General features: G+C 49.4%; 20 protein-coding genes and 1 tRNA gene. 9 read left to right on the top strand and 12 right to left on the bottom strand.

Annotated elements, in window-relative coordinates; translation table 11 throughout:
- The first annotated feature begins 439 nt into the window (after positions 1-439).
- On the top strand, positions 440-976 hold the full coding sequence (locus P2G88_RS16050) for a gamma carbonic anhydrase family protein (protein WP_275797773.1): 537 nt from the start codon (positions 440-442) through the stop codon (positions 974-976).
- Here the strand turns inward: P2G88_RS16050 and aroE are convergent.
- Complete coding sequence (aroE, locus tag P2G88_RS16045; RefSeq protein ID WP_275797771.1) at positions 973-1,791, bottom strand: shikimate dehydrogenase; 819 nt, start codon at positions 1,789-1,791, stop codon at positions 973-975. The two genes, P2G88_RS16050 and aroE, sit on opposite strands and share 4 nt — an antisense overlap.
- Between aroE and P2G88_RS16040 the strand changes: the two genes are divergently transcribed.
- Positions 1,753-2,280, top strand: a complete 528-nt coding sequence (locus P2G88_RS16040) for a group II truncated hemoglobin (protein ID WP_275797769.1) — start codon at positions 1,753-1,755, stop codon at positions 2,278-2,280. The genes aroE and P2G88_RS16040 overlap by 39 nt on opposite strands.
- On the opposite strand, the gene hemF is transcribed toward P2G88_RS16040, so the two are convergent.
- The 6 genes from hemF to P2G88_RS16010 all read right to left on the bottom strand — a co-directional run bounded on the left by hemF (position 2,235) and on the right by P2G88_RS16010 (position 7,095).
- Complete coding sequence (gene hemF / locus P2G88_RS16035) at positions 2,235-3,161, bottom strand: oxygen-dependent coproporphyrinogen oxidase (RefSeq protein WP_275797766.1); 927 nt, start codon at positions 3,159-3,161, stop codon at positions 2,235-2,237. The two genes, P2G88_RS16040 and hemF, sit on opposite strands and share 46 nt — an antisense overlap.
- Positions 3,161-3,730 carry a Sua5/YciO/YrdC/YwlC family protein gene (locus P2G88_RS16030; protein ID WP_275797764.1) on the bottom strand — a complete coding sequence of 190 codons (570 nt, stop codon included), beginning with the start codon at positions 3,728-3,730 and terminating at the stop codon, positions 3,161-3,163. Before P2G88_RS16030 ends, hemF begins: the two co-directional genes overlap by 1 nt.
- A 77-nt stretch (positions 3,731-3,807) precedes the next feature.
- Positions 3,808-4,368, bottom strand: a complete 561-nt coding sequence (locus P2G88_RS16025) for a topoisomerase DNA-binding C4 zinc finger domain-containing protein (protein ID WP_275797762.1) — start codon at positions 4,366-4,368, stop codon at positions 3,808-3,810.
- Positions 4,369-4,428: 60 nt separating this feature from the next.
- A complete protein-coding gene (locus P2G88_RS16020; RefSeq protein WP_275797760.1) occupies positions 4,429-4,905 on the bottom strand; it encodes a DUF494 family protein in 477 nt (158 codons plus the stop codon).
- A 1-nt stretch (position 4,906) separates the two neighbouring features.
- Positions 4,907-6,019: a DNA-processing protein DprA gene (gene dprA / locus P2G88_RS16015; protein ID WP_275797758.1), complete on the bottom strand. Its 1,113-nt coding sequence runs from the start codon at positions 6,017-6,019 to the stop codon at positions 4,907-4,909.
- Between the two features lie 8 nt (positions 6,020-6,027).
- Positions 6,028-7,095 carry a LysM domain-containing protein gene (locus P2G88_RS16010; protein ID WP_275797755.1) on the bottom strand — a complete coding sequence of 356 codons (1,068 nt, stop codon included), beginning with the start codon at positions 7,093-7,095 and terminating at the stop codon, positions 6,028-6,030.
- Positions 7,096-7,261: 166 nt separating this feature from the next.
- Between P2G88_RS16010 and def the strand changes: the two genes are divergently transcribed.
- The 4 genes from def to trkA all read left to right on the top strand — a co-directional run bounded on the left by def (position 7,262) and on the right by trkA (position 11,467).
- Positions 7,262-7,771 (top strand): peptide deformylase, encoded by a 510-nt coding sequence (gene def, locus P2G88_RS16005; RefSeq protein ID WP_275797753.1) that lies wholly within the window; start codon positions 7,262-7,264, stop codon positions 7,769-7,771.
- 7 nt (positions 7,772-7,778) lie between these two features.
- A complete protein-coding gene (gene fmt, locus P2G88_RS16000) occupies positions 7,779-8,714 on the top strand; it encodes a methionyl-tRNA formyltransferase (protein WP_275797751.1) in 936 nt (311 codons plus the stop codon).
- Positions 8,711-10,006, top strand: a complete 1,296-nt coding sequence (gene rsmB / locus P2G88_RS15995) for a 16S rRNA (cytosine(967)-C(5))-methyltransferase RsmB (RefSeq protein ID WP_275797749.1) — start codon at positions 8,711-8,713, stop codon at positions 10,004-10,006. Before fmt ends, rsmB begins: the two co-directional genes overlap by 4 nt.
- Before the next feature lie 81 nt (positions 10,007-10,087).
- Entirely contained in the window at positions 10,088-11,467 is a 1,380-nt protein-coding gene (gene trkA, locus P2G88_RS15990) for a Trk system potassium transporter TrkA (RefSeq protein ID WP_275797747.1), read from the top strand.
- 231 nt (positions 11,468-11,698) lie between these two features.
- Here the strand turns inward: trkA and P2G88_RS15985 are convergent.
- From P2G88_RS15985 to P2G88_RS15975, 3 genes are all read right to left on the bottom strand, one after another.
- Positions 11,699-11,785 (bottom strand) — tRNA-Leu (locus tag P2G88_RS15985).
- A 90-nt stretch (positions 11,786-11,875) separates the two neighbouring features.
- Positions 11,876-13,123 carry an EAL domain-containing protein gene (locus P2G88_RS15980; protein ID WP_275797746.1) on the bottom strand — a complete coding sequence of 416 codons (1,248 nt, stop codon included), beginning with the start codon at positions 13,121-13,123 and terminating at the stop codon, positions 11,876-11,878.
- 123 nt (positions 13,124-13,246) lie between these two features.
- Positions 13,247-14,698, bottom strand: a complete 1,452-nt coding sequence (locus tag P2G88_RS15975; RefSeq protein ID WP_275797743.1) for a TrkH family potassium uptake protein — start codon at positions 14,696-14,698, stop codon at positions 13,247-13,249.
- A 286-nt stretch (positions 14,699-14,984) separates the two neighbouring features.
- On the opposite strand from P2G88_RS15975, the gene P2G88_RS15970 reads away from it, so the two are divergent.
- Complete coding sequence (locus P2G88_RS15970; protein ID WP_275797741.1) at positions 14,985-16,325, top strand: pitrilysin family protein; 1,341 nt, start codon at positions 14,985-14,987, stop codon at positions 16,323-16,325.
- Positions 16,309-17,673 carry a pitrilysin family protein gene (locus P2G88_RS15965; protein ID WP_275797739.1) on the top strand — a complete coding sequence of 455 codons (1,365 nt, stop codon included), beginning with the start codon at positions 16,309-16,311 and terminating at the stop codon, positions 17,671-17,673. The genes P2G88_RS15970 and P2G88_RS15965 overlap by 17 nt, the downstream gene beginning before the upstream one ends.
- Positions 17,674-17,693: 20 nt before the next feature.
- Here the strand turns inward: P2G88_RS15965 and P2G88_RS15960 are convergent, their stop codons facing one another.
- The gene (locus P2G88_RS15960) at positions 17,694-18,356 is read right to left on the bottom strand and encodes a metalloregulator ArsR/SmtB family transcription factor (RefSeq protein ID WP_275797737.1); all 663 of its coding nucleotides are present in this window, start codon (positions 18,354-18,356) and stop codon (positions 17,694-17,696) included.
- A 2-nt stretch (positions 18,357-18,358) separates the two neighbouring features.
- On the bottom strand, positions 18,359-19,012 hold the full coding sequence (elbB, locus tag P2G88_RS15955) for an isoprenoid biosynthesis glyoxalase ElbB (RefSeq protein WP_275797735.1): 654 nt from the start codon (positions 19,010-19,012) through the stop codon (positions 18,359-18,361).
- 420 nt (positions 19,013-19,432) lie between these two features.
- On the opposite strand from elbB, the gene polA reads away from it, so the two are divergent.
- Positions 19,433-22,180: a DNA polymerase I gene (polA, locus tag P2G88_RS15950; protein ID WP_275797732.1), complete on the top strand. Its 2,748-nt coding sequence runs from the start codon at positions 19,433-19,435 to the stop codon at positions 22,178-22,180.
- Positions 22,181-22,346: the final 166 nt, after the last annotated feature.

Here is a 22,346-nt window from a genome sequence, read left to right as displayed (position 1 = left end):
TCTGAGCCATGATCAAACTCTTCAATTAATTTCAAAATCATGAATTTTTGCGCTGACACTCTTAATGAGTGCCCACACAGATTGTCTCGTTGCTAATTGTTAAAGAGCTGTGCCTGTTCAGGCAGCTTGAGGCGTCGTTTTGACTCTCTCAAGCGGGACGCGCATTCTACGTCATCCCTCGTCTGTGTCAAGCAACTTTTTTATCTTTTCGTTGCTCGCCTCTCCCTGACCTATCCTCCGATATTCGGCCTTCCCGGCCTACCGGCTTCGCCTGTCTGGCTTGCCGTTTGAAGTGGGGCGCATTGTACGCACCGGACAAAAGAGATCAAGGGCTTTTTTATAAAAATGATGCGTTCGGGTAAAAAACAGGCAAAGAGGGTGAAAAGCAGCTATTTTTGGTATCGTTAATGGGTTAATAACCATAGAGAATTTGTATTTTATGAGTTTACGAGCATATCGGGGTGTCACCCCAACCTGCCCTTCCACTACATATATAGATGAGTCTGCTGTATTAGTGGGGGATATAGAATTGGGCGAAGATGTCAGTATATGGCCACTGGTGGCCGCCAGAGGCGATGTTAACCATATTCGAATCGGGGCCAGGACCAATGTTCAGGACGGCACGGTCTTGCATGTAACCCGTAAAAGTCATCAACATCCACAAGGCTATCCTTTATTGATCGGTGACGATGTCACCATAGGTCACAAATGCATGTTGCATGGCTGTATCTTGGGTAGCCGGATTTTAGTTGGAATGGGCGCCATTATTATGGACGGCGCTGTTGTAGAAGATGATGTGTTTATTGGGGCCGGCGCCCTTGTGCCACCAGGTAAAAGACTGGAGAGTGGTTATCTCTATGTTGGCAGCCCGGTCAAACAAGCCAGGTCACTGAATGAAGGTGAGCGTGCGTTCCTCAAAGCTTCTGCCATCAATTATGTGGAACTGAAAGACGAATACCTGAACGGGTCGGACTAATTCATCAGGGCTTCACGCAGTTTTTCCCGCACCTTTTCAGTCTGCGGTCGGATACCTCGCCAAAGATAAAAGCTTTCAGCGGCTTGTTCCACTAACATGCCAAGACCATCCAGTGTCTTGGCGGCGCCCTGCGCCTTTGCCCAGCGGTTAAAGGATGTCGCCTCTCTGCTATATAGCATGTCGTAACAAACCGTTGTGTTGCCAACCAGCCCTTCGCCTATTTCTGGCCTTTCGCCGCTAAGACTGGCCGAGGATGCGTTAATGATCAGATCGAAGTGACCTAACGGCACTTCCTGCAAACCAGAGGCCTCCACATTGCCAAAGCCTTTGAAATGCATAGCCAGCGACAAGGCTTTGTCTACTGTGCGATTTGCCAAATGCAACACTGCTGGTTTTCCTTCTAACAGCGGCGGTATTACACCTCGGGCGGCACCTCCAGCCCCCACCAGCAACACTCGCTTATTAGTAATGGGCACCTGATGAAAATGCAGATCAGCAATTAATCCTACACCGTCGGTGTTGTGCCCCTGTATTTGTCCTTGGTGAAAGATAAGCGTGTTTACTGCCTCAGCTTTTTGGGCTGCATCCGAGAGAGTTTGTGCCAGTGCGTAAGCTTGTTCCTTAAAAGGTAAGGTCACATTCATCCCTTTACCACCGCTCTGTATAAATCGGACAACAGCGTCGTTGAATCCATTCAGGGGTGATAAGATTGCACCATATTCCATGTCTTGCCCCGTCTGCTCTGCAAACAGCTTATGTATAAACGGAGATTTGCTGTGAGCGACAGGATTTCCAATAACGGCGTATTTATCCATGAGTATCACCAAGTGATTAACACCAAGCTGACTAACTGGTTATCGAGACTAACCCAGAAAGACCATTCCGACAAACCCTCCACTTTGTATGAGATGGTTGGTGGTGAAGAAGCCGTTAGAGTCTTATGTAATAGATTCTATGACATCATGGAGTCTGATCCCAAGGTGGCCGCCCTCAGAGCCATTCATGTGGAGGATTTAGCTGTCACCCGGCAAAAGTTTTTCGAGTTTATGAGCGGCTGGTTGGGTGGTCCAGCGCTTTTTACTGAGAAATATGGTCATCCCCGGCTTAGAGCGCGCCATCTGCATGTGCCCGTGGATGATAAGATGATTGAGCAGTGGCTCTATTGTATGCAGCAAGCCTTAAAGCAGTGCCCAGCAGATGAGGCGGTAAAGCAAGCTGTCTGGCAAAATCTGGTGCCGCTGGCGCGGCACATGAAGAATCAGGAGGATGGTAGCTCTGCTAACCAATCTCTTGGCTTAAGGTAGTGATCATATAACTGCGCTTCCAGGCTTCCGGGCATTGGATTGTAATCATACTCCCAGCGAGCCAGGGGCGGCATCGACATTAAAATGGATTCCGTACGTCCACCAGATTGCAGGCCAAACAGGGTGCCACGATCATAGACCAGATTGAATTCCACATAGCGCCCCCTCCTGTAGAGTTGAAATTCTCTCTCCTGCTCCGCATAGGGCGTCAATTTGCGGTTTTCCACAATCGGCACATAGGCATCGAGGAAACCGTTGCCAACAGCCTGCATAAAGGCAAAGCTTCGCTCAAATCCCCACTCATTGAGATCATCGAAAAACAGGCCGCCGACGCCACGCGTTTCGTTGCGATGCTTGAGGAAAAAATAATCATCACACCACTTTTTGTACTTGGGATAGACCTCTTCACCAAAGGGCTCACATAGATTTTTGGCGGTTTTATGCCAATGCAACACGTCTTCTTCGAAAGGATAGAAAGGGGTCAAATCAAAGCCACCGCCAAACCACCAGACTGGAGCCTCTCCTTCTTTCTCTGCCACAAACAGCCTCACATTAGCATGTGAGGTCGGCACAAAGGGGTTGTGGGGGTGAATGACTAACGAGACGCCCATGGCCTGAAAGCTACGCCCGGCCAATTCCGGCCTGGCGGCCGTTGCAGAAGGCGGCAGACGCTCGCCGAAAACATGAGAGAAGTTGACGCCGGCTTGCTCAAATACCAGGCCTTTACGCATGACTCTGGTGCGGCCGCCGCCGCCTTCTTCCCGTTGCCATTGGTCTTCATGAAAATTGCCTTTCCCATCGACCAATTCCAAGGTTTGGCAGATGCCATTCTGCAATTCCAACAAGAATCGTTTTACGTTTTCTACATTGATTTCTGACATTAACTGGCCCTGATGATCTGGCCGCTTAGGCCATGACGAATTTGAGTAGCGTTTTTCTGAGAACCCACACAACCCTCAATCAACAATACCTGCTCAGCAAACAACTTCCTTACTTCATCGGATGTGCGCGCCGGAGGCCTACCGCTGAGATTAGCGCTGGTTGAAACCAGTGGACTATTCAGGGTATCGCATAGTTGTCTCACGCGGGGATGCGCAGAAACGCGCACAGCCACCAGCGGTGAGGCGCCGCTGATCCAGTCTGGCGTAATGCTTGACTTGGGTAACAACCAGGTATTCGGCCCCGGCCAACTGGAAAATATTTCCGTGCGTCTCTCCATGGGAATCGCGTTGTCCTTTACGAAAGGCAGTAGCTGCGAGTAGTTGCTAGCGACCAGAATCACACCTTTTTCCATCGGGCGTTGCTTCATCGCCAACAAGGCAGTCACAGCATCTTCGTTCAGGGGATCACAACCAAGGCCAAAAACGGCTTCCGTGGGATATGCCAAAATAGCGCCTTGCTGGAACTGTTCAATCAATTGTTGAGGCAATGGGGGTTGCTGATCGGTCATCTTTGGTTTGATTAAAATCTCAGGCGGCATCTTAAATCATGCTGACACAAGAAAAAACCGCATAGCATCGTGAAATTTCATACTTTGACTTTATGTTGGCATTCACGTTGCGGGCACTGCAGAAAAGGGCCTGAAGCGGAGGTCCTGCTCACCATCAACGGCCATCCGCAGCAAGGACAAGGCTGGGGAACAGGTTCAAAATTCAGTACATAGCGACAGTCTGGATATTGGTCACAAGCATAAAAGGACTTGCCATACCTGTTCGAGCGTTTATGTAACTGCCCCTTTTTACAGGCCGGACAAGCCAACAAAGCCTCCCCCGGGCGATTCAATTTTTCGATATGGTGACACTGAGGAAAGTTAGTGCAGCCAATAAACAGGCCAAAGCGCCCTTTCTTCACGGCCAGGGGGGCACCACACTGAGGGCACTGGCTGCCTTCAATTTCCTTTACCTGGGTATACTCGAACTCATGCAGTGGTTTGCTGAAATGGCATTCAGGATAGCGACTACAACCTAAAAATGGGCCTGAGCGGCCTGAACGAATCTGTAACTTGGCTGAGCATTCGGGGCAATCGCCGTAGGCATGTTGAAGGGCATGCTCGTCGGCGCTGAAAAGGGAGTGATCTATTTTCGACATAAACGCATTATGTCATATCACATTGCCGCTTAATATCTAAGCGTTGAAGAGGGGTTTAAATTAGTGCAACGGCCCCTCTGGCTCCTCAAACAATAAGTCTTCCATTTGGGCGTACGCATTTTCCTTGCCAGGCACATTGAACAGCACCATCAATACCACCCATTTGAGGTCCTCAAGACAAAATTCAGCGGCATCGATCTCCATCACCCGGTCAAGAACCATTTCACGGGTAGCGGCATCCAGCACATTGATTTGTTCCAGGAACATCAGGAAGCCCCGGCATTCGACATCCAAACGCATTTCCTCTTCCGGAGTATAAATGCGCATGACGGCCGTATTGGACACCTTGACCAGATACGGATTGATATCCGTTTCTTGCAGAGCGGCCAGTTTTTCCAACCAAGACAGTGCCTTGTAGATTTCATCATGGTGAAAACCAGCGCGCACAAGCTCATCGGTCAACTCGTCTTGGTCGACACGAATTTCGGTTTCACTGTGGATGAAGTTCTCGAAAAGATACATGAGGATGTCAAACATACTATTTTCCCCTCAATTTGACGTAACCACCGGGAACGGCAGCTACCAGACCTCGCAGCTCATATTCTAATAATTCTGAAAGCACCACCTTCACTGGGATGCCGCTGCGCTGCGCAATCACGTCCGTGGACGTTACTTCAAAGTCTACACTATCTAACAATCTGTGGCTTGCCAAGTTTTGTTCTTCACTTTTTTTATCGGCTTTTGTGGGCTTTTCATGAGGCTGAAAGTCAAAGGTTTGATATTCCTCAAGAATGTCTTCTACGCATTCCACCAACTTGGCCCCTTGCTTGATTAAATAGTGACATCCCTTGGATAGCGGACTGTGAATGCTGCCAGGTACCGCAAAAACATCCCGCCCTTGTTCAAGGGCAAAACGAGCTGTAATCAGGCTGCCACTTTTCAAGGCTGCCTCCACAACCAAAGTGCCCAGAGATAAGCCGCTGATAATGCGATTTCGGCGGGGGAAATTCTCTGCCAATGCGGGCATACCTGGCGTAAACTCGCTGATCACACATCCTCCACCAGCCACAATATCCTCTGCCAGTTTTTGATGTCTTTTTGGGTACAAGTTATCCAATCCCGCCCCCAACACCGCAATGGTCATTCCCTTGGTAGCCAGCGCGCCTTTGTGCGCACAACCATCAATACCAACGGCCAAACCACTGGTAACGGTGAAACCAGACTCGCACAAACTTGCAGCCATATTATGAGCAATATCACGTCCTGCGGCGCTAGGGTTGCGACTGCCGACAATAGCGATTTGCCTGGACATCAGTGGCGCTGTTGAACCTCTTACGAACAGCAACAAAGGGGGTCTGGATAATTCCCGGAGCACTTGCGGATAGTCTGGACAATCGAGTGTCAACAAAGAGTGGTCTTTGGCCCGCACCAACCAGTCCAAGGCATTGTCCAATCTTTTGAGGTCGGGCTTGAACAGCGCCTGACGCTGCGCAGTAGTTAAACCCAGTTGTTGTAAAGCCTGTTCACTTAAATCAAAAAGCCGGGAAAGACGTCCTTCACATGCACTAAGCAGGCGCGCCAGGGTCACTACGCCCAGCTTTGGCACCTGCTCCAGTATCAACCACTGCCTTGTTGCCAATTCCTCCGGCATAGACCTCCCTATGGTCTGGCGACGATATTTCCTCTTTCAACCATCTTAGAGGCGCGCAGGATCAGTCCATAACTCACCTTATCAAAGGTTTTAAAGACAACCAGCTCTCCTACTTTCAGGGGTGGCGCCTGATGAACACTCTCGTCATTGAAAGCCTGGGAAAACCAACCGCTGGTATCCACATATTCAGGTTTGTTGTCACCGTCTATGGCGGGGCCACGCTGATAAATGCCCATTACGGTACCTGGTTGAAGGTTCTTGGTTTTACCGAGGTCTAATGCCACCACATCGTATTTACCCATCAAACGATGCTCTCGTAAATTGGCAATAATATGTCCCTGCACGCCTTCTGCCGGCTGCAGCTGCAATTGTTCTGCATTTTCAAGGAAATGGGTCGGCGCCAGGCGATCGCCTTGAACAGCCTCGAAATTCGATGCGCTGATGCGTACGATGTTTTGTCCTTTTGGCTGCTTGCCAATGGCCTCGGCATCTGCAACATATCTGACCTGAAAACCGAGTAAATTGTCCTGCATGTCGAACAAGTCATTTTGACGTCTTAGCACCAGGTACTTCTCTTCGTTAGTCCCTTTTGACTGGCCAATAACCAGGTCGCCTGTAGCAAACGAGCCGTTCTTATCGTAATCACCCAACAACTTGGGTAAAGCGTCAAAAGTTGCCTGCTCAATAACCAATCCCTGCTCCAATATCGGACTTATCACCGACCACGGAATAACAGGTACGGCGTCTTGTTGTTTTGGTTGGCGTTTTGCTGTCGGGCTCAACTTGAGGACTTTCTTATCACTACGTCCCAAGCTTAATTGGGGATTGCCACTTGCATCATAGGTCAGCCGAAGCTGATCGCCGGGAAAGATTAAATGAGGGTTTTGAATATGGCTGTTATTACGCCACAACTCTGGCCACAGCCATGGTTGCAATAAATATAACGAGGAGATATCCCACAAGGTGTCGCCCTCTTTGACCACGTAGACCTCAGGGGCATCGTTCTTTACTTCAACCGACAACGCCAGCCAGGGAATAACCCCCAACAGCAATAGGTATTTGCGCAGTGCTTTCACTATGATTCCCCCTGATTCTTGCGGTCTATTATTTTTTACACTTAGTTAAGCTAGAATATCCGCTATCCACCAGTAATAAATAGCCTTGGTCAAAGTATCGTATGTTATCCGATACAGTGATTCATTGCCGTTTAACTGTTAATTGTTCAATTGTAGTTGAAAGAAGATGGCAAAATTAGAAGTTCTGCGATTCCCTGACGAACGCCTGCGCACAGTGGCGAAGCCCGTTGAAAAGGTTGATGATGAAATTCGCCGACTGGTTGTTGATATGTTCGAAACCATGAAGGAAGAGCAAGGTATAGGACTAGCAGCAACACAAGTGAATACTCACCTACGCGTTATCGTAATGGATGTCTCCGAAGATCAGGACAGTCCTTTGGTGTTTATCAACCCTGAGTTGATTGAGAAGCATGGTTGTACGGTTAGTGAAGAGGGATGCCTGTCTGTACCCGGCAACTATGCCAAGGTAGACAGAGCAGAGCGCGTTCGCGTCAAGGCCCTTAATGAAAAAGGTGAAGAATTTGAATTGGAAGCGGAGGGTCTGTTGGCCATTTGCATCCAACATGAGATGGACCACCTTAAAGGCGTACTCTTTGTTGATTATTTGTCGCCACTAAAACGCCAGCGTATTCGTAAGAAGCTGGAAAAAGAAGCCCGCCTGCTGGAAAAAGCCTGAGGTTAATTTGAATTCTCCTTTAAGAGTTTTGTTTGCCGGTACGCCGGACTTCGCCGCACGTCATCTCCAATCTTTGCTTGAATCACGCCATGAAGTTATCGGCGCTTATACCCAGCCTGACAAACCGGCGGGGCGTGGCAAGAAACTGCAGGCAAGTCCGGTAAAACTTCTAGCTGAAGCTCAGGGTATCCCGGTATTTCAGCCTTCAAGTATGAAGACCCCGGAGAGTCAAAAAGAACTCGCCGACCTGGCCCCGGACGTGATGGTTGTGGTGGCATATGGGCAGATTTTGCCGCAGGCGGTTTTGGATATCCCTAAGTGGGGTTGCCTGAACGTCCATGGCTCTTTGTTGCCTCGTTGGCGGGGCGCCGCCCCTATTCAAAGGGCGCTATGGGCTGGCGACAAGGAAACCGGAATTACCATCATGCAAATGGATAAGGGCCTGGACACCGGAGCGATGCTGCTAAAACGCGCCATGCCGATTCTGCCTGACGATACCAGCGCCAGTTTGTATGAAAAACTAGCCGACCTGGGGCCCCAAGCATTGATTGAGGCATTGGATCAGCTCCCGCAGCTAAATGCCGAAAAGCAGGATGATAGTCTGGCCAATTATGCCCATAAGTTAACAAAGGAAGATGCCAAGTTGGACTGGTCTATGCCTGCCGTGCAATTGGAGCGCAATATCAGGGCATTTAATCCCTGGCCGATTTGTTTCTTCGAGTCAGGGGGGGAGCCGGTAAAAGTATGGCAAGCCAGAGTAGAACAAGGAAAGGGCCTTCCGGGGACTATCCTGCGTGCCGATAAAGAGGGGATTCTGGTGGCCACCGGTGACGGTGCCCTTAATTTGCAAAGCATTCAAATGCCCGGTAAACGGGCCATGCCGGTAGCCGATGTGCTAAATGCCAGAAAGGCACAGTTTGAGCCAGGAACTCTGCTCGCGTGAACGGCCGTACTCTAAGAGCTGATGCCGCCGCGACCCTGTTTTCCGTGCTGGAGCAGGGGCAATCGTTAAGAGAATGGCTTCCAGCAATACAGTCGAAACACAAGGAACAAGACAGAGCCTGGCTGCAGGAAATGATTTTTGGCGTACTACGGCAACTCCCACTGTTGCAATTCTGGCTCAGACAGCTACTGCAAAAGCCCTTAAAGGGACGTCAGAAAGTCGTCGAACCTTTATTGTTACTGGGCCTTTATCAATTGGCTTTCAGCCGTGTTTCGGAACATGCTGCTGTAGCTGAAACGGTTGGCGCCTGCGAGGTGTTGAAGTGTCCCGGGCTCAAGGGCTTGGTAAACGCTTGTCTGCGTAATTTTATCCGACAGGAAATGGCCAACCAGCGCCCTCAGGATCCTCAGATTATGTCTGGCTTACCCAAATGGCTTTACCGCAAGCTGAGTCAGGCCTACCCGACCAGACTCGATGATGTGCTCGGCGCCATGGCCAGTAAATCACCGATTTGGTTACGAATAAATCGCGCCAATGTAGATGCAGAGACATTTATTAACGCTTTAAGTGAAGCTGGCATCGACTATAAAACATCAGCCAAACACCCGGATGCCGTGATCCTGACCAAAGGCACCGATATCACCGCATTGCCCGGTTTTCAGCAAGGCTGGTTTGCCGCTCAAGATGGCGCAGCTCAACTTGCGGCGCCTCTGCTCAATCCTCAACCGCAAGATCGGATCCTGGATGCCTGCGCCGCTCCCGGTGGCAAAACATGCCATCTGTTAGAATGGCAACCCAAAATGCAAGAGTGCGTCGCCCTTGATGCCGACCAAGCTCGTCTGGCTCGCGTTGAAGAAAACCTGCAACGATTAGGGCATAAGGCAACGGTGTTGTGTGGCGATGCCACCTCGCCTGCTGACTGGTGGGACGGCCGCCCCTTCGATCGTATTCTGCTTGACGCTCCCTGCTCTGCGACCGGCGTTATACGCAGACATCCTGATATAAAATGGTTACGCAAAGCCGATGATATTCAGAAGCTGGTATCGCTGCAGGCCGACATCCTGGATGCCATGTGGCAAACATTGGCTAAAGGCGGCACCCTGCTTTACGCCACTTGCTCTGTATTACCAGAAGAGAATCGAGAACAGATAAAAGCTTTCTTGACGCGTCACCAGGATGCCAAGCTGGATATGATACGTGATGGTGAATCTGTAGAAGATCCCGGCATGCAGATCCTACCCGGCGAGGAGCAAATGGATGGTTTCTACTATGCAAGGTTGCTAAAGTCTTGAGAGCCTTTGCTTATTGCTCTATGAAATTACGCTATCGGCAAAAGGGCCTATGGCAACAAACCACAATAAGAATAACCTAACATGAAGATAATCATCGTTGGCGCAGGCCAGGTCGGCGGCACTCTGGCGGAAAACTTAGTAGGCGAGAAAAACGAGATCACCGTTGTAGACTCCGACTATGACACCTTGCGCAATCTTCAGGACAGGCTTGATCTACAAGTAGTATCGGGATTTGGCTCTCACCCCGATGTGCTGAAAAAGGCCGGCGCCGAAGACGCCGACATGCTCATCGCCGTGACCAACAGTGATGAAACCAATATGACAGCCTGTCAGGTTGCTCATACTTTGTTTAAGACGCCAACGAAGATTGCGCGAATACGCTCGGAGCAATATCTGGCTTACCAAGAGCAACTGTTTAAGCATTCCGATATTCCTATCAATCACCTCATCGCCCCTGAGCAGTTGGTGACCCGTTCCATAAAGCGCTTAATTGACTATCCCGGCGCCCTGCAGGTGGTTGAATTCGCCGAGGGCAAAGTCAGCCTTGTGGCCGTAAAAGCCTATTACGGTGGTTTATTGGTAGGACATGCTTTATCAGCACTAAAAGAACATATGCCCAATGTGGAAACCCGAGTGGCCGCCATTTACCGACGCGGTCGCCCTATCAGGCCTTTGGGCAGTACGGTGATTGAAGCAGATGATGAAGTTTTCTTTATTGCCGCCACTAAGCACATCCGAGCGGTAATGAGCGAACTGCAAAAGCTGGAAGCCAGTTATAAGAAGGTCATGATTGCCGGCGGTGGCCTAATCGGAGCAGGCCTTGCTCGGCAATTAGAACAAAACCACCAGGTAAAACTCATTGAGTACAACCAGGACCGGGCCAAATACCTCTCCACCCACCTTAAGAAAACCATCGTTTTTTGTGGTGATGCGTCCGATCAGGAACTCTTGATCGATGAGCAGGTTGAAGATACCGATGTCTTTATTGCCGTGACCAACGACGATGAAGCTAACATTATGTCCGCCATGCTGGCCAAACGCCTGGGGGCACAGAAGGCCATGGTGCTGATTCAGCGCAGTGCCTACGTGGACCTTGTGCAAGGTGGCGAAATCGATATTGCCGTTTCACCACAACAGGCCACTATCTCAGCCCTCCTCACGCATGTACGCAGGGGTGATGTTGTTAATGTGTACTCACTTCGTCGTGGCGCGGCAGAGGCAATAGAGGCTATTGCGCACGGCGACGCTAATACTTCAAAGGTGGTCGGCAGAGCCATTAACGATATCAAGCTTCCACCCGGCACCACTATTGGGGCAATAGTCAGAAAAGACGAAGTGATTATCGCCCATGGCGACACCGTGATTGAAGCCGACGATCATGTGATCCTGTTCTTAGTGGACAAGAAATTTATCAGCCACGTTGAAAAGCTGTTCCAACCCAGCGCCTTTTTCTTTGGGTAAGCGCCGCCCGGAATTTGCGAGAGCGCGCAGCAAATTCAGGCGCTTACGGGAGGACAGAGGATGTCCGACCTGGGTGCCTAACATCAAGGACGTGCGCACTCCATTCGAGCTACGAGCTACGAGCTACGAGCTACGAGCTACGAGCTACGCAAACAATAAATTGGAATCAGAGAAATCACTGAGCCAGAAACACAAAAGCCCCAATCAGAGATTGAGGCTTTTGTCGGAATTTGGTGCCCAGGAGAGGACTTGAACCTCCACGGCCTTTCGGCCACTAGCACCTGAAGCTAGCGTGTCTACCAATTCCACCACCTGGGCGAGAAGTGCGCGTACTTTATTGATCCGCGCACACCTTGTCAACAGCAAAACAATAAATTTTTTTGTTCGCCTAAAAATGCAGCGCCGTGGTTATCCCCTGGCCTGCGCTTTGGGATAATGGGGTGAAACCGTTTGACGGACCTCATTGCCCCATACGATGGCTTCGTTGAACAAGCCATGCAGTAATTTTTGACTTAGCTCGAGCTGGTTCGAGAGCTTGATCAGATTCAGCCAGTTGGCACTCTCAAAGGCGCGGGCCAGCATCAGGTAATTGCGAAGACGGCCATCAGCCCCGCACAACGCCCCTTTAATTTCATCGTCAATAGGCAGTTTTTCAACCAGATGTGGCATCGACTGATCGAGCAAAGCGTCTAACAGAGAGAACAAACCAACCAAGAATCCTTTGGGTGGATTGTCCTGATCCTTTCTTGCCATACTCACCAGTTCACAGAATTTGGCTCTTACCAGAGACATATGCAGTAATTCCATGGGCTTTTCATCACCCAAGTTTGCTAAGGCAAGAATGGCGATAAACTTCTTCAGCTCCATCTCACCCAAGTAATTCAGGGCATGGCGAAGCGATGAAATCTTATAACGCTTATTGATGGTCGGATTGTTGATAAATCGCAGCAACATGTAGGACAAGCCCACATCGCGTTGGAAAATATCGTTGATACGCTCGAAGCTAAAATCTTTGGATGAGCTGGCCTGCATCAGTTCCAGCAAAATTAATTTCGAGGTGGGCAGATTACGCTGACGAATCACCTCGGGTTTAGCAAAGAAGAACCCCTGGAAGTAGTCGAATCCCATTTCCTTGAAGCGAAGGAAATCCTCCTGCGTCTCAACTTTTTCGGCCACCAGCTTCACATTGGCTTTTTGAAACTTCGGCAGATTGCGAGCGATGGTTTCATAATCGCTACGTAAGGTATCCACCTTAATGATGTCTACGTAGGGCAAAAACACATCCCATTTGGGATCGAAATTGTGCTCATCAAGCGCCAACCGGTAGCCCATATCTTTAATTTGCTTACAGGCGGTAACCATATTGCTGTCTGTGGGAATGGACTCCACCAATTCAACCACCACGGTTTCCGGATCGAGCATGGTCGGAAATCCATGCAGCAGTGTTTCCTTGTGGAAGTTGATAAAGGAAGTCTTGTGACAGGCAATATCTTCCAACCCGAGGGTCAGGTGGCTGGCTGTAATAATCTTCGACGTAGCTTCGTCAGGACGAATGTCAGGGAAACAATTTTTGCGCCCGTCCCTGAACAATAGCTCGTACGCAAATACATTTTTATCGCTATCCAATATTGGATGGCGGGCGACATAAGCGAACATTAACTCATTCCTCGAAAAAGGTCGGGGACCGCAACATACCTTGTATCAGGGTTATCCCACCTACTTATGCAGACTGTATCAGATGACGCTCAGAAAACCAGCATATTCACTCGCAAGCAGGTTTCAGCTGCGCCAGAATGTCGGTGAGAAAAGTACCAACAAGGAAAACACTTCGAGACGCCCAAACAACATAGCAATCACCAATATCCACTTACCGCTGTCGGTCACATCAGCATAGTTGGCTGCCACGGCGCCCAACCCGGGCCCTAAGTTGTTTAAACAGGCGGCGGTAGCAGAGAATGCCGTAATATCATCCATACCGGTAGCGATAAGCGCAATCATGATAATCACAAAGACCAATGCATAAGCCGAAAAAAAGCCCCAAACCGCTTCGACCACGCGATCGGGCAATGCCCTGTCACCGAGACGCACAGAATATACGGCCTTGGGGTGAATAAGCCGGTCGACTTCACGCTTTCCTTGCAGGTACAACAGCACCACGCGAACCACCTTCAGACCGCCGCCGGTAGAACTGGCACAGCCACCTACAAAACTCGAAAAAATCAGCAAAATTGGCAGGAACAGCGGCCAGCCAGAGAAATTGTCCGTGGCAAATCCAGCTGTAGTGCTAATGGAAACTGCATGTAACAGAGCTTGGTCAAAAGCCGTCTCCACGTTGTCGTACCAATGATTATGGGTCAGCACAGCAAAACAGATGGCGACCAGAACAAACTGGATCAGGAAGAATGCGCGCAGCTCGGGATCATAAAAGTAAGCCTTCAAGCTGCGGTTATTTACCACGTTGTAATGCAAGGCAAAGTTCAGCGCGGATATCCATAAAAAGGCCACACAAACCAGGTTGATTGCAGGACTGTCGAATTGACCTAAGCTGGCGTCGTAGTTCGAGAAACCGCCAATAGCAATGGTAGAGAATGAATGGCAAATGGCGTCAAACCAATTCATGCCGGCCGCCCAATAGGCGAAGGCACAAGCCATGGTTAAAGAGAGGTAGATATACCAGAGGTGTTTAGCGGTATCGGCGATTCTTGGCGTCATTTTTGAATCTTTTACCGGTCCCGGCGTTTCCGCCCGATAGAGCTGCATACCACCCACACCTAGTAGCGGTAAAATGGCCACCGCCAGCACAATGATCCCCATACCGCCGAGCCATTGGAGCTGCTGACGGTAAAATTGTACCGCCTTGGGCAGGTACTCTATCCCTTCAATAACCGTGGCACCAGTAGTCGTCAGCCCCGAGAAAGATTCAAAAAAAGCATCCGTTAACGACATTTGAGGCTGTTCTAACAGCAAAAAAGGCAATGCACCGAAGCTCGCCAGCACCGTCCAGAACAAGGCAACAATGACAAAACCTTCTTTGGCGCGCAGCTCACGTCGAAAATCGCGGTTGGGGTACCAGGCCAACAAACCGGTCACCAGACACAAGAAAAATGCCAGCAGAAAGGGTAATCCACCGCCGTCACCATAAAGAATGGAAACGAAGGTCGGAGGGATCATGGTCACACTAAACAGTGCAACTAAGAGTCCCAGAATTCGAATTATTGTGCGGTACTGCATTAAATTTTATTGAGTGGTCAACGGGTTAAAGCGCATTTGACTCGGTTGCCTGTTAGTTACCAGACCCTTTGGCGATTGCAATTATTCACCTCCGGCAAGCCCCCTGAATACGCTGCTGCTTCGTTAGCCTACGCCATTACCTTGTTTTATCGACTTATTTTTGTGGAGCTAATTATTGTCCTTCTGCAGCCAAAGCAAAAGTCTTGTTACTAAATAAGGCCTTATTTGTCTGGCTCCATTTCTTTGCGCTCGCTAGACTGTTGCCTTTAACGTTAAGGAGAACTCCATGAAATCCACAAAATTTGGGGCTCTGCTGTTCTTCATTGCTTTATGCAATCCATTGGGTGCTATGGCAATGAAGGATGAAGTACAGAGCTTCCAACTCAAAAACGGCATGAAGTTTTTGGTATTAGAGGACCGTAGCATTCCCAATGCCAATGCTTATTTATTCTGGCGCGTAGGCTCACGCAATGAGTACCCAGGGATTACAGGGCTCTCTCATTTTTTCGAACATATGATGTTTAACGGCGCGAAGAAATACGGGCCCAAAGAGTTTGACCGTGTGATGGAAGCCGCCGGTGGCAGTAACAATGCCTATACCAATGAGAACCTGACCGTATACACCGATTGGTTCCCAGCAGAGCAATTGGATTTGATGTTTGAATTAGAAGCCGATCGTATTGCTCATCTGGCGATTGATCCACAGATGGTAGAGAGTGAGCGCGGCGTAGTCATGTCTGAACGCTCCACAGGGCTTGAGAATTCCAATTTCAGAGCCATTTGGGAAGAAGTGAAAGGCGCCGCTTTTCGTGCCCATCCCTATAGTTGGTCAGTAATTGGCCATGAATCAGATATAGCCAATTGGTCGCTGCAAGACCTTGTTGATTATCACAAAACCTATTACGCACCGAATAATGCCGTAGTAGTGGTGGCAGGAGATGTGGAGTTTGAACAGGTCAAAGCCCTGGCTACAAAACATTTCGGTCCAATCCCTGCCCAGCAGCAGCCGCGAGAAATTCATACAGTGGAGCCTGAACAAAAAGGCGAACGTCGTGTCTACCTGCACAAGGCATCCGTATCCAGCCCCAACATCATGATGGCATTCCATGTGCCAAGTGCATCCCACCCGGACTACTATGCGCTCTCCATGTTGGCCGACATTCTGGCCACCGGCAAAACCTCGAGACTGCAGCAAACTTTGGTATTTGATAAAGAGCTTGCCTCTAACATCTTTGCCTACTTCCCGGAGTCTATCGATCCTAATTTGTTTTATCTTTACGCCGTGGCTGCGCCCAATGTCTCTGCACAGACGCTAGAGCAGGGCATCATTGAAGAGTTACAAAAAATCAAACAGGAAGGCGTGGCGCAGGAAGAGTTAGTCAAAATCAAAAACCGCAAACTGGTCGATTTTTATCGGGAGATGGCCACCATTAACGGCAAGGCCAATACCATTGGCACCTATGAAATGTATTTCGGCGATTACCGCGCCCTGTTCAATGCTCCGCAAGCCTTCGACAAAGTTACCGCGGACGACATCAAAAGAGTAGCGACAACTTACCTCAGAAAAGCCAACCGCACCGTCGGTGTGCTTGCAGCGCAGGAGGACAGCAATGAAAACGATCTTTAAGACGCTGATTGCCTCAGCAGCTTTTGCACCAGCCCTGCTATGGGCCGGTGAATTTACTCTGCCAGCTTACGAAAAACATCAGTTAGACAATGGCTTGACCCTTTACACCCTGGAACAACACGAAGTGCCTTTGGTTGATTTGGTGTTAGTGGTTAAATCCGGGGCGGTGTTGGATGACAAGCCGGGCCAGGCCAAACTTACCGCGGCCAGTTTACTGCTTGGCACCCAAGCCTTGGATAAGGCTGCGTTTGAATCGAAGCTGGAATTTGTTGGAGCTACGATTACGGCGGATGCCGATCTGGAAAGCAGTATCCTGAGTGCCTCTTTTGCCAGTAAAGATCAGGCAATGGTGATGCAACTTGTCCGGGATGCCATTCTTACTCCCGCCTTTGACCAGGATGAATTTGATAAGTTAAAGCAGCGTTATACAGCCACTTTGATGCAGAAGACTGAGAGTCCTAAAGCGGTCATCAAGGACTACTTCAATGACTTGTTATTCCAGGGTCACGCCTATTCGGCATTGGTCGATGGCAGCAAAGATTCGGTAGAGTCCATTGGCTTGCAAGATCTTAAAGACTTCCATCAAGCCTGGTTTCGCCCTGACAACGCCGCACTGATTGTCACCGGTGACATTGACAGCAAGAAGATAAAACAACAAGTGCAGGCTCTGTTTGCTAACTGGCAAGGCCAGGCTAAGCAAAAACCTTTACTCGCCAAGCCATCAACACCGACAAAAACAAAAGTTCTGTTGGTGGATAAACCTGATGCCATAGAAAGCACCTTTATGATTGGCGGTCCAGGCGTTGACAGGAATAACCCTGATTATGTGGCTATTCAGGTAGTGAACACCATCCTCGGAGGACGCTTCACTTCCTGGTTGAATGACGAACTGCGCGTAAATGCCGGCCTGACTTATGGTGCACGCAGCCAATTTGACAGCCTTGGCATGGGTGGCAGTTTCTATATGTCCACTTTCACCAAAACAGAGACGACCAAAGAAGCCATGGAGCTGGCGTTGAAGACCTACAACAAACTGTGGTCACAAGGTATTGATGCAGCAACACTGGCTTCGGCCAAAGCCTATGTCAAAGGGCAGTTCCCGCCGAAGTATGAAACCTCCGGACAGCTTGCCAACTTATTGGCAGAGATGTTTGTTTATGGCTTCGATGAAAACTTTATCAATAGCTTTTCTGTCAAAGTGAACAGCCTGAACACAGAGAAAGCCAAGGACATTATTCATCACTACTTCCCCAGGGAGAATCTGCAAACTGTGGTCGTCGGCAAGGCCGATGCGATTAAAGATGCCGTGGCAACCTTTGGCGAATTGGAACAAAGAAGTATCCAATAAAACTGATATAAAAAAGCCCTTCAAGATGAAGGGCTTTTTATTACGCCGCAGCTTTTCTTGGTAATTTGATAGCTGCAGCGTCGCTGTCCCTGAAGAATATGTTCCTGACGGGACAGGTTAATCCCATCCCCTAAACAGCTTTGCAGCAACTCCATTTCAGACTGACACAAACTGGCGCAACTTTTAGCCGCATCACATATAGGGCAATGGTTCTCCACAAACCAAAACACCCCTTCTGACTGTTGAAACCATTCGGCCATGTAGCCTTCTTTACTGCGCAGCAGACATAACGCCTCTAACTTCCCCTGCAAAGATGTTTCTTCTGCCATTTTGGCCATATATTCATGCTTCAGCGCCTTCTCACGATGTTGGACAAGTGCATTAACGCCCTCCTCTCCGTAGAGCTCCCTCGCCGATTGCAGCAACTGTAAAGCCAAAGGCCGATGTGCATCGGGGAAACGCCCGAATGCTTTATCAGTAAGCTGCCAGTACTGGCTTGGCCTGCCCACTTTTTCTGCTCGGTGAACAGCACACACCAACCCTTGCGATTGCAACTGTAAAAGGTGTTGCCTGGCCCCCATGGACGTCATATCAAGGGCTTGCGACAACTGTTTGGCAGTTTGTTCGCCCCGGGCTTTCAGCAGGAACAAAATTTTATCGGTACTGGCAGAGGTATCGCTCATAACTAAGACAGGTCCAATACCTTTTTAACCAGTTTGTCTATGCCTTGGGCAGCCTCGTCTAAATCTTCTGCCAACATATAAGCAGGGGTACAGACCACTTTATGCTCGCTATCCACAACCACATTTCCTACGTCGCATTCTATGTGTTGGGCACCCATCTGCGATACCGCCGACGCCGTTTCCGGGTCTGTTCCGATCGTCACCTTAACGCCGTTACCGTAGATTTTTGCCAGCATCGCCGGAGCAATGCATAGATATCCGGCAGGCTTACCTTGCCTTGCAAAGGCTCTTCCGGCATCAAGCATATCGGGTTGAACATCGCATCCGGCTCCCTTAAAAGCAAAGTTGCTCAGATTTTTAGCGGCACCAAATCCACCTGGTACCAGCAGGGCATCATATTCATCGACATTAAGGGTCGATAGCGGACGAATCTTGCCTCTGGCAATTCGGGCGGCCTCCACCAAAACATTGCGGCGCTCCCCTTCAACCACTTCACCAGTCAAGTGATTGATGACATGGTGCTGATCCATATCCGGTGCAAAGCACTGATAGGTTGCGCCATTACGCTTGATTGCCAGTAGTGTCAGCACCGATTCGTGGATTTCTGCTCCATCGAAGACCCCGCAACCGCTTAGTATTACCGCTACCTTTTTCATGATGTTCTCCCGACACTTAATTTCACTGGTTTATGCATTACCGATCGTCAGGCAATAGCCAAATGATCTAAAAATTAATCAATCAACGCTTTTCAACATTCCCGATTATGTTAGAGTAGCTGACCGTCATGGCCAAGGGGTGAAAACCCTCGGGGTAAAACCCATCCTTGATGGATATCCACAAGGGAATAGAAGAATAATAACAAGGTCAGTTGTCCTCCGTTATTTTCCCAACGCACAAAATACTTGACTTACAAGCACTTTGTCTTTTCTGACAAGGAGTGCATATTGCCATGCCCGAAAACTTCATCAACAGAGTTATCCACAGGTAATTCTATCGCTGTTTCCGGTTTACCTTGGCCCTATAGAGGGGCTTATGGCATTCTTATCGCCTGATTTAGAGCAACATACCAACTAACCATGCCCAACCTTCCACAGAACCCCCTGATTCTGGTGGATGGCTCTTCTTATTTGTTCAGAGCCTTCCATGCCATGCCAAACCTGACCAACGCCAAAGGCGAACCTACGGGGGCGATTTATGGCGTAGTGAACATGCTGAAAAGCCTGTTAAAACAATTTAATCCTACACATATGGCCGTAGTGTTCGACGCCAAGGGCAAGACGTTCAGGGACGATATTTATCCCGAATACAAGGCGCACAGACCACCTATGCCGGATGATCTTCGCAGCCAAATTGCACCTCTGCACGAGATTGTTCGTGCCATGGGCTTGCCCATTTTGGTGGAAGAAGGCGTGGAAGCAGATGATGTGATTGGCACGCTCGCCAGACAAGCCAGCGAGGCCGGTATGCCAACTCTTATCAGTACCGGTGATAAAGACATGGCGCAGCTGGTAGATGGTAACGTCTTTTTAATTAATACCATGACCAATACCTTGATGGATCGCCAGGGTGTGATTGAAAAGTTTGGCATCCCACCTGAATTGATTATTGATTTGCTGGCGCTTAAGGGTGACAAGGTAGACAACATTCCTGGTGTTCCCGGCGTTGGAGACAAGAGCGCATTGGCTATGTTACAGGGAATCGGTGGTATCGATGCCATTTATGCGGCACCGGAAAAAATTGCCGAGCTGGATTTTCGAGGCGCCAAAGGCATGGTGCAAAAGATGATTGAGCATGAAAAGGCAGCGCGTCTATCTTACCAACTTGCCACTATCAAAACAGATGTAAAATTGCACTTTGCCCCACAAGAGCTTGAACCCACTGAGGCTGACAATACGAAACTCACTGAACTCTACACCATGCTGGACTTCAAGCGTTGGCGTGATGAGGCACAACAAGCAGAATCGGCTACCTCAAAAGAGGAAGTCAAGGCTGAGTCCCCTCAGCGCCCCGAGGATACCCAATATACCGTCATTGACGACGAAAAAACCCTCGATGTATGGCTCGATAAGCTGCGAAATGCCTCCCTGTTTGCGGTGGATACTGAAACTACCAGTCTCAATTATATGGACGCCGAAATTGTCGGCTTCTCCTTTGCCACCACTGCCGGTGAAGCCGCTTACCTTCCGGTTGCTCACGATTACCCTGATGCGCCCGTTCAGTTGGATAAGCACCTGGTATTGGCCAAACTTAAACCGCTGCTTGAAGACGCAAAGAGGAAAAAGGTCGGACAACATATCAAGTACGATATGAATGTATTGGCCAATTACGACATTGCCTTAAAAGGTGTGGCTTTCGACACTATGCTGGAGTCCTATGTACTGGACAGTGTTGCCGGCCGGCATGACATGGATAGCCTGGCACAGCGTTACCTGGACACGCAGACCATCCACTTTGAGGATATCGCCGGAAAAGGCGTCAAACAGCTTACTTTCAACCAAATCCCACTGGAGCAAGCGGCCCCTTATGCTGCGGAAGACGCCGATATTACCCTGCAACTTCATCAACACTTGTGGCCCAAGCTACAAGCACATACAGAATTGGCAACACTGCTTGAAGAAGTGGAAGTCCCACTACTCTCTGTGCTTTCCGGAATGGAAAGGACGGGGGTATTGATCGACAGCAACAAGCTCAAAAATCAAAGTCAGTCACTGGGCAAAGAAATCCTCTCTCTTGAACAACAGGTATACAAACTAGCCGGACAGGAGTTCAACCTCGGTTCTACCAAGCAACTGCAGGAAATCCTGTTCGACAAACTGGGATTGCCTGTGCTGAAAAAGACCCCCAAAGGCGCCCCTTCGACTTCCGAAGACGTGCTGCAAGAACTGGCCCGGGACTACGAGCTTCCAAAGCTACTAATGACCTTTCGGGGCTTAACCAAACTTAAAAATACCTACACAGATAAACTGCCGAAAATGGTCAATGCAAAAACCGGGCGGGTGCACACCTCCTACCATCAGGCTGTGGCAGCCACAGGCAGACTGTCATCCACCGACCCCAATTTGCAGAACATTCCCATTCGTACCGAAGAGGGTCGCCGGGTGAGGCAGGCCTTTATTGCACCGACCGGCAGCAAAATAGTGGCCGCCGACTACTCTCAGATTGAGCTAAGGATTATGGCGCATCTGTCAGCCGATAAAGGCTTGCTGAAAGCCTTTGCAGACAATCAAGACATTCATAGGGCTACCGCTGCTGAGGTCTTCGATATTCCCCTGGATCAAGTCAGTAACGAGCAAAGACGTAGCGCCAAAGCTATCAACTTCGGGCTTATCTATGGCATGTCCGCGTTTGGACTATCCCAACAGTTAAACATCCCCCGGCAGGAAGCTCAGCGCTATATGGACAAATACTTTGAGCGCTACCCCGGCGTACTTGAGTACATGGAAAAGACCAGGGAACAAGCCAAGTCACAAGGTTATGTTTCGACGCTCTTTGGTCGCAGACTCTACTTACCGGAAATCAAATCCAGTAATGGCGCCAGACGCAAGGGAGCAGAGCGAGCTGCTATCAATGCCCCGATGCAGGGGACGGCCGCCGACATTATCAAAAAAGCCATGCTGGAAGTGGCTAAGTGGATAAGCGCACTTGGCAACGATGAGGTGAAGATGGTCATGCAGGTACACGACGAACTGGTATTTGAAATAAAAGAACAGAATCTGGATGCCCACCGTCAAAGAATTGTCCAGCTTATGGAGCAGGCTGTATCGCTGCATGTGCCGCTGGTTGTGGAAGCTGGCGTAGGTAACAACTGGGACGAGGCCCACTAAACTGTAATTTAATTACGTAAAAACCTTGCAATCCAAGTCAATTTGGCTATGATTCGATCTGTAGGGTACAGAGGTAAGATGTTCTATATATCTTTCAGACCTTTGCTTAGCCCCGGCGTTGCCGGGGCTTTTTTTTGCTTAGTCATAGATATACATGGCTTTTTTG

The organism is Aliiglaciecola sp. CAU 1673, from assembly GCF_029223185.1.
Lineage (GTDB): Bacteria > Pseudomonadota > Gammaproteobacteria > Enterobacterales > Alteromonadaceae > Bowmanella.
Note: the sequence above shows the minus strand (reverse complement) of the source record. Positions and strands in the feature narration are given on the sequence as shown.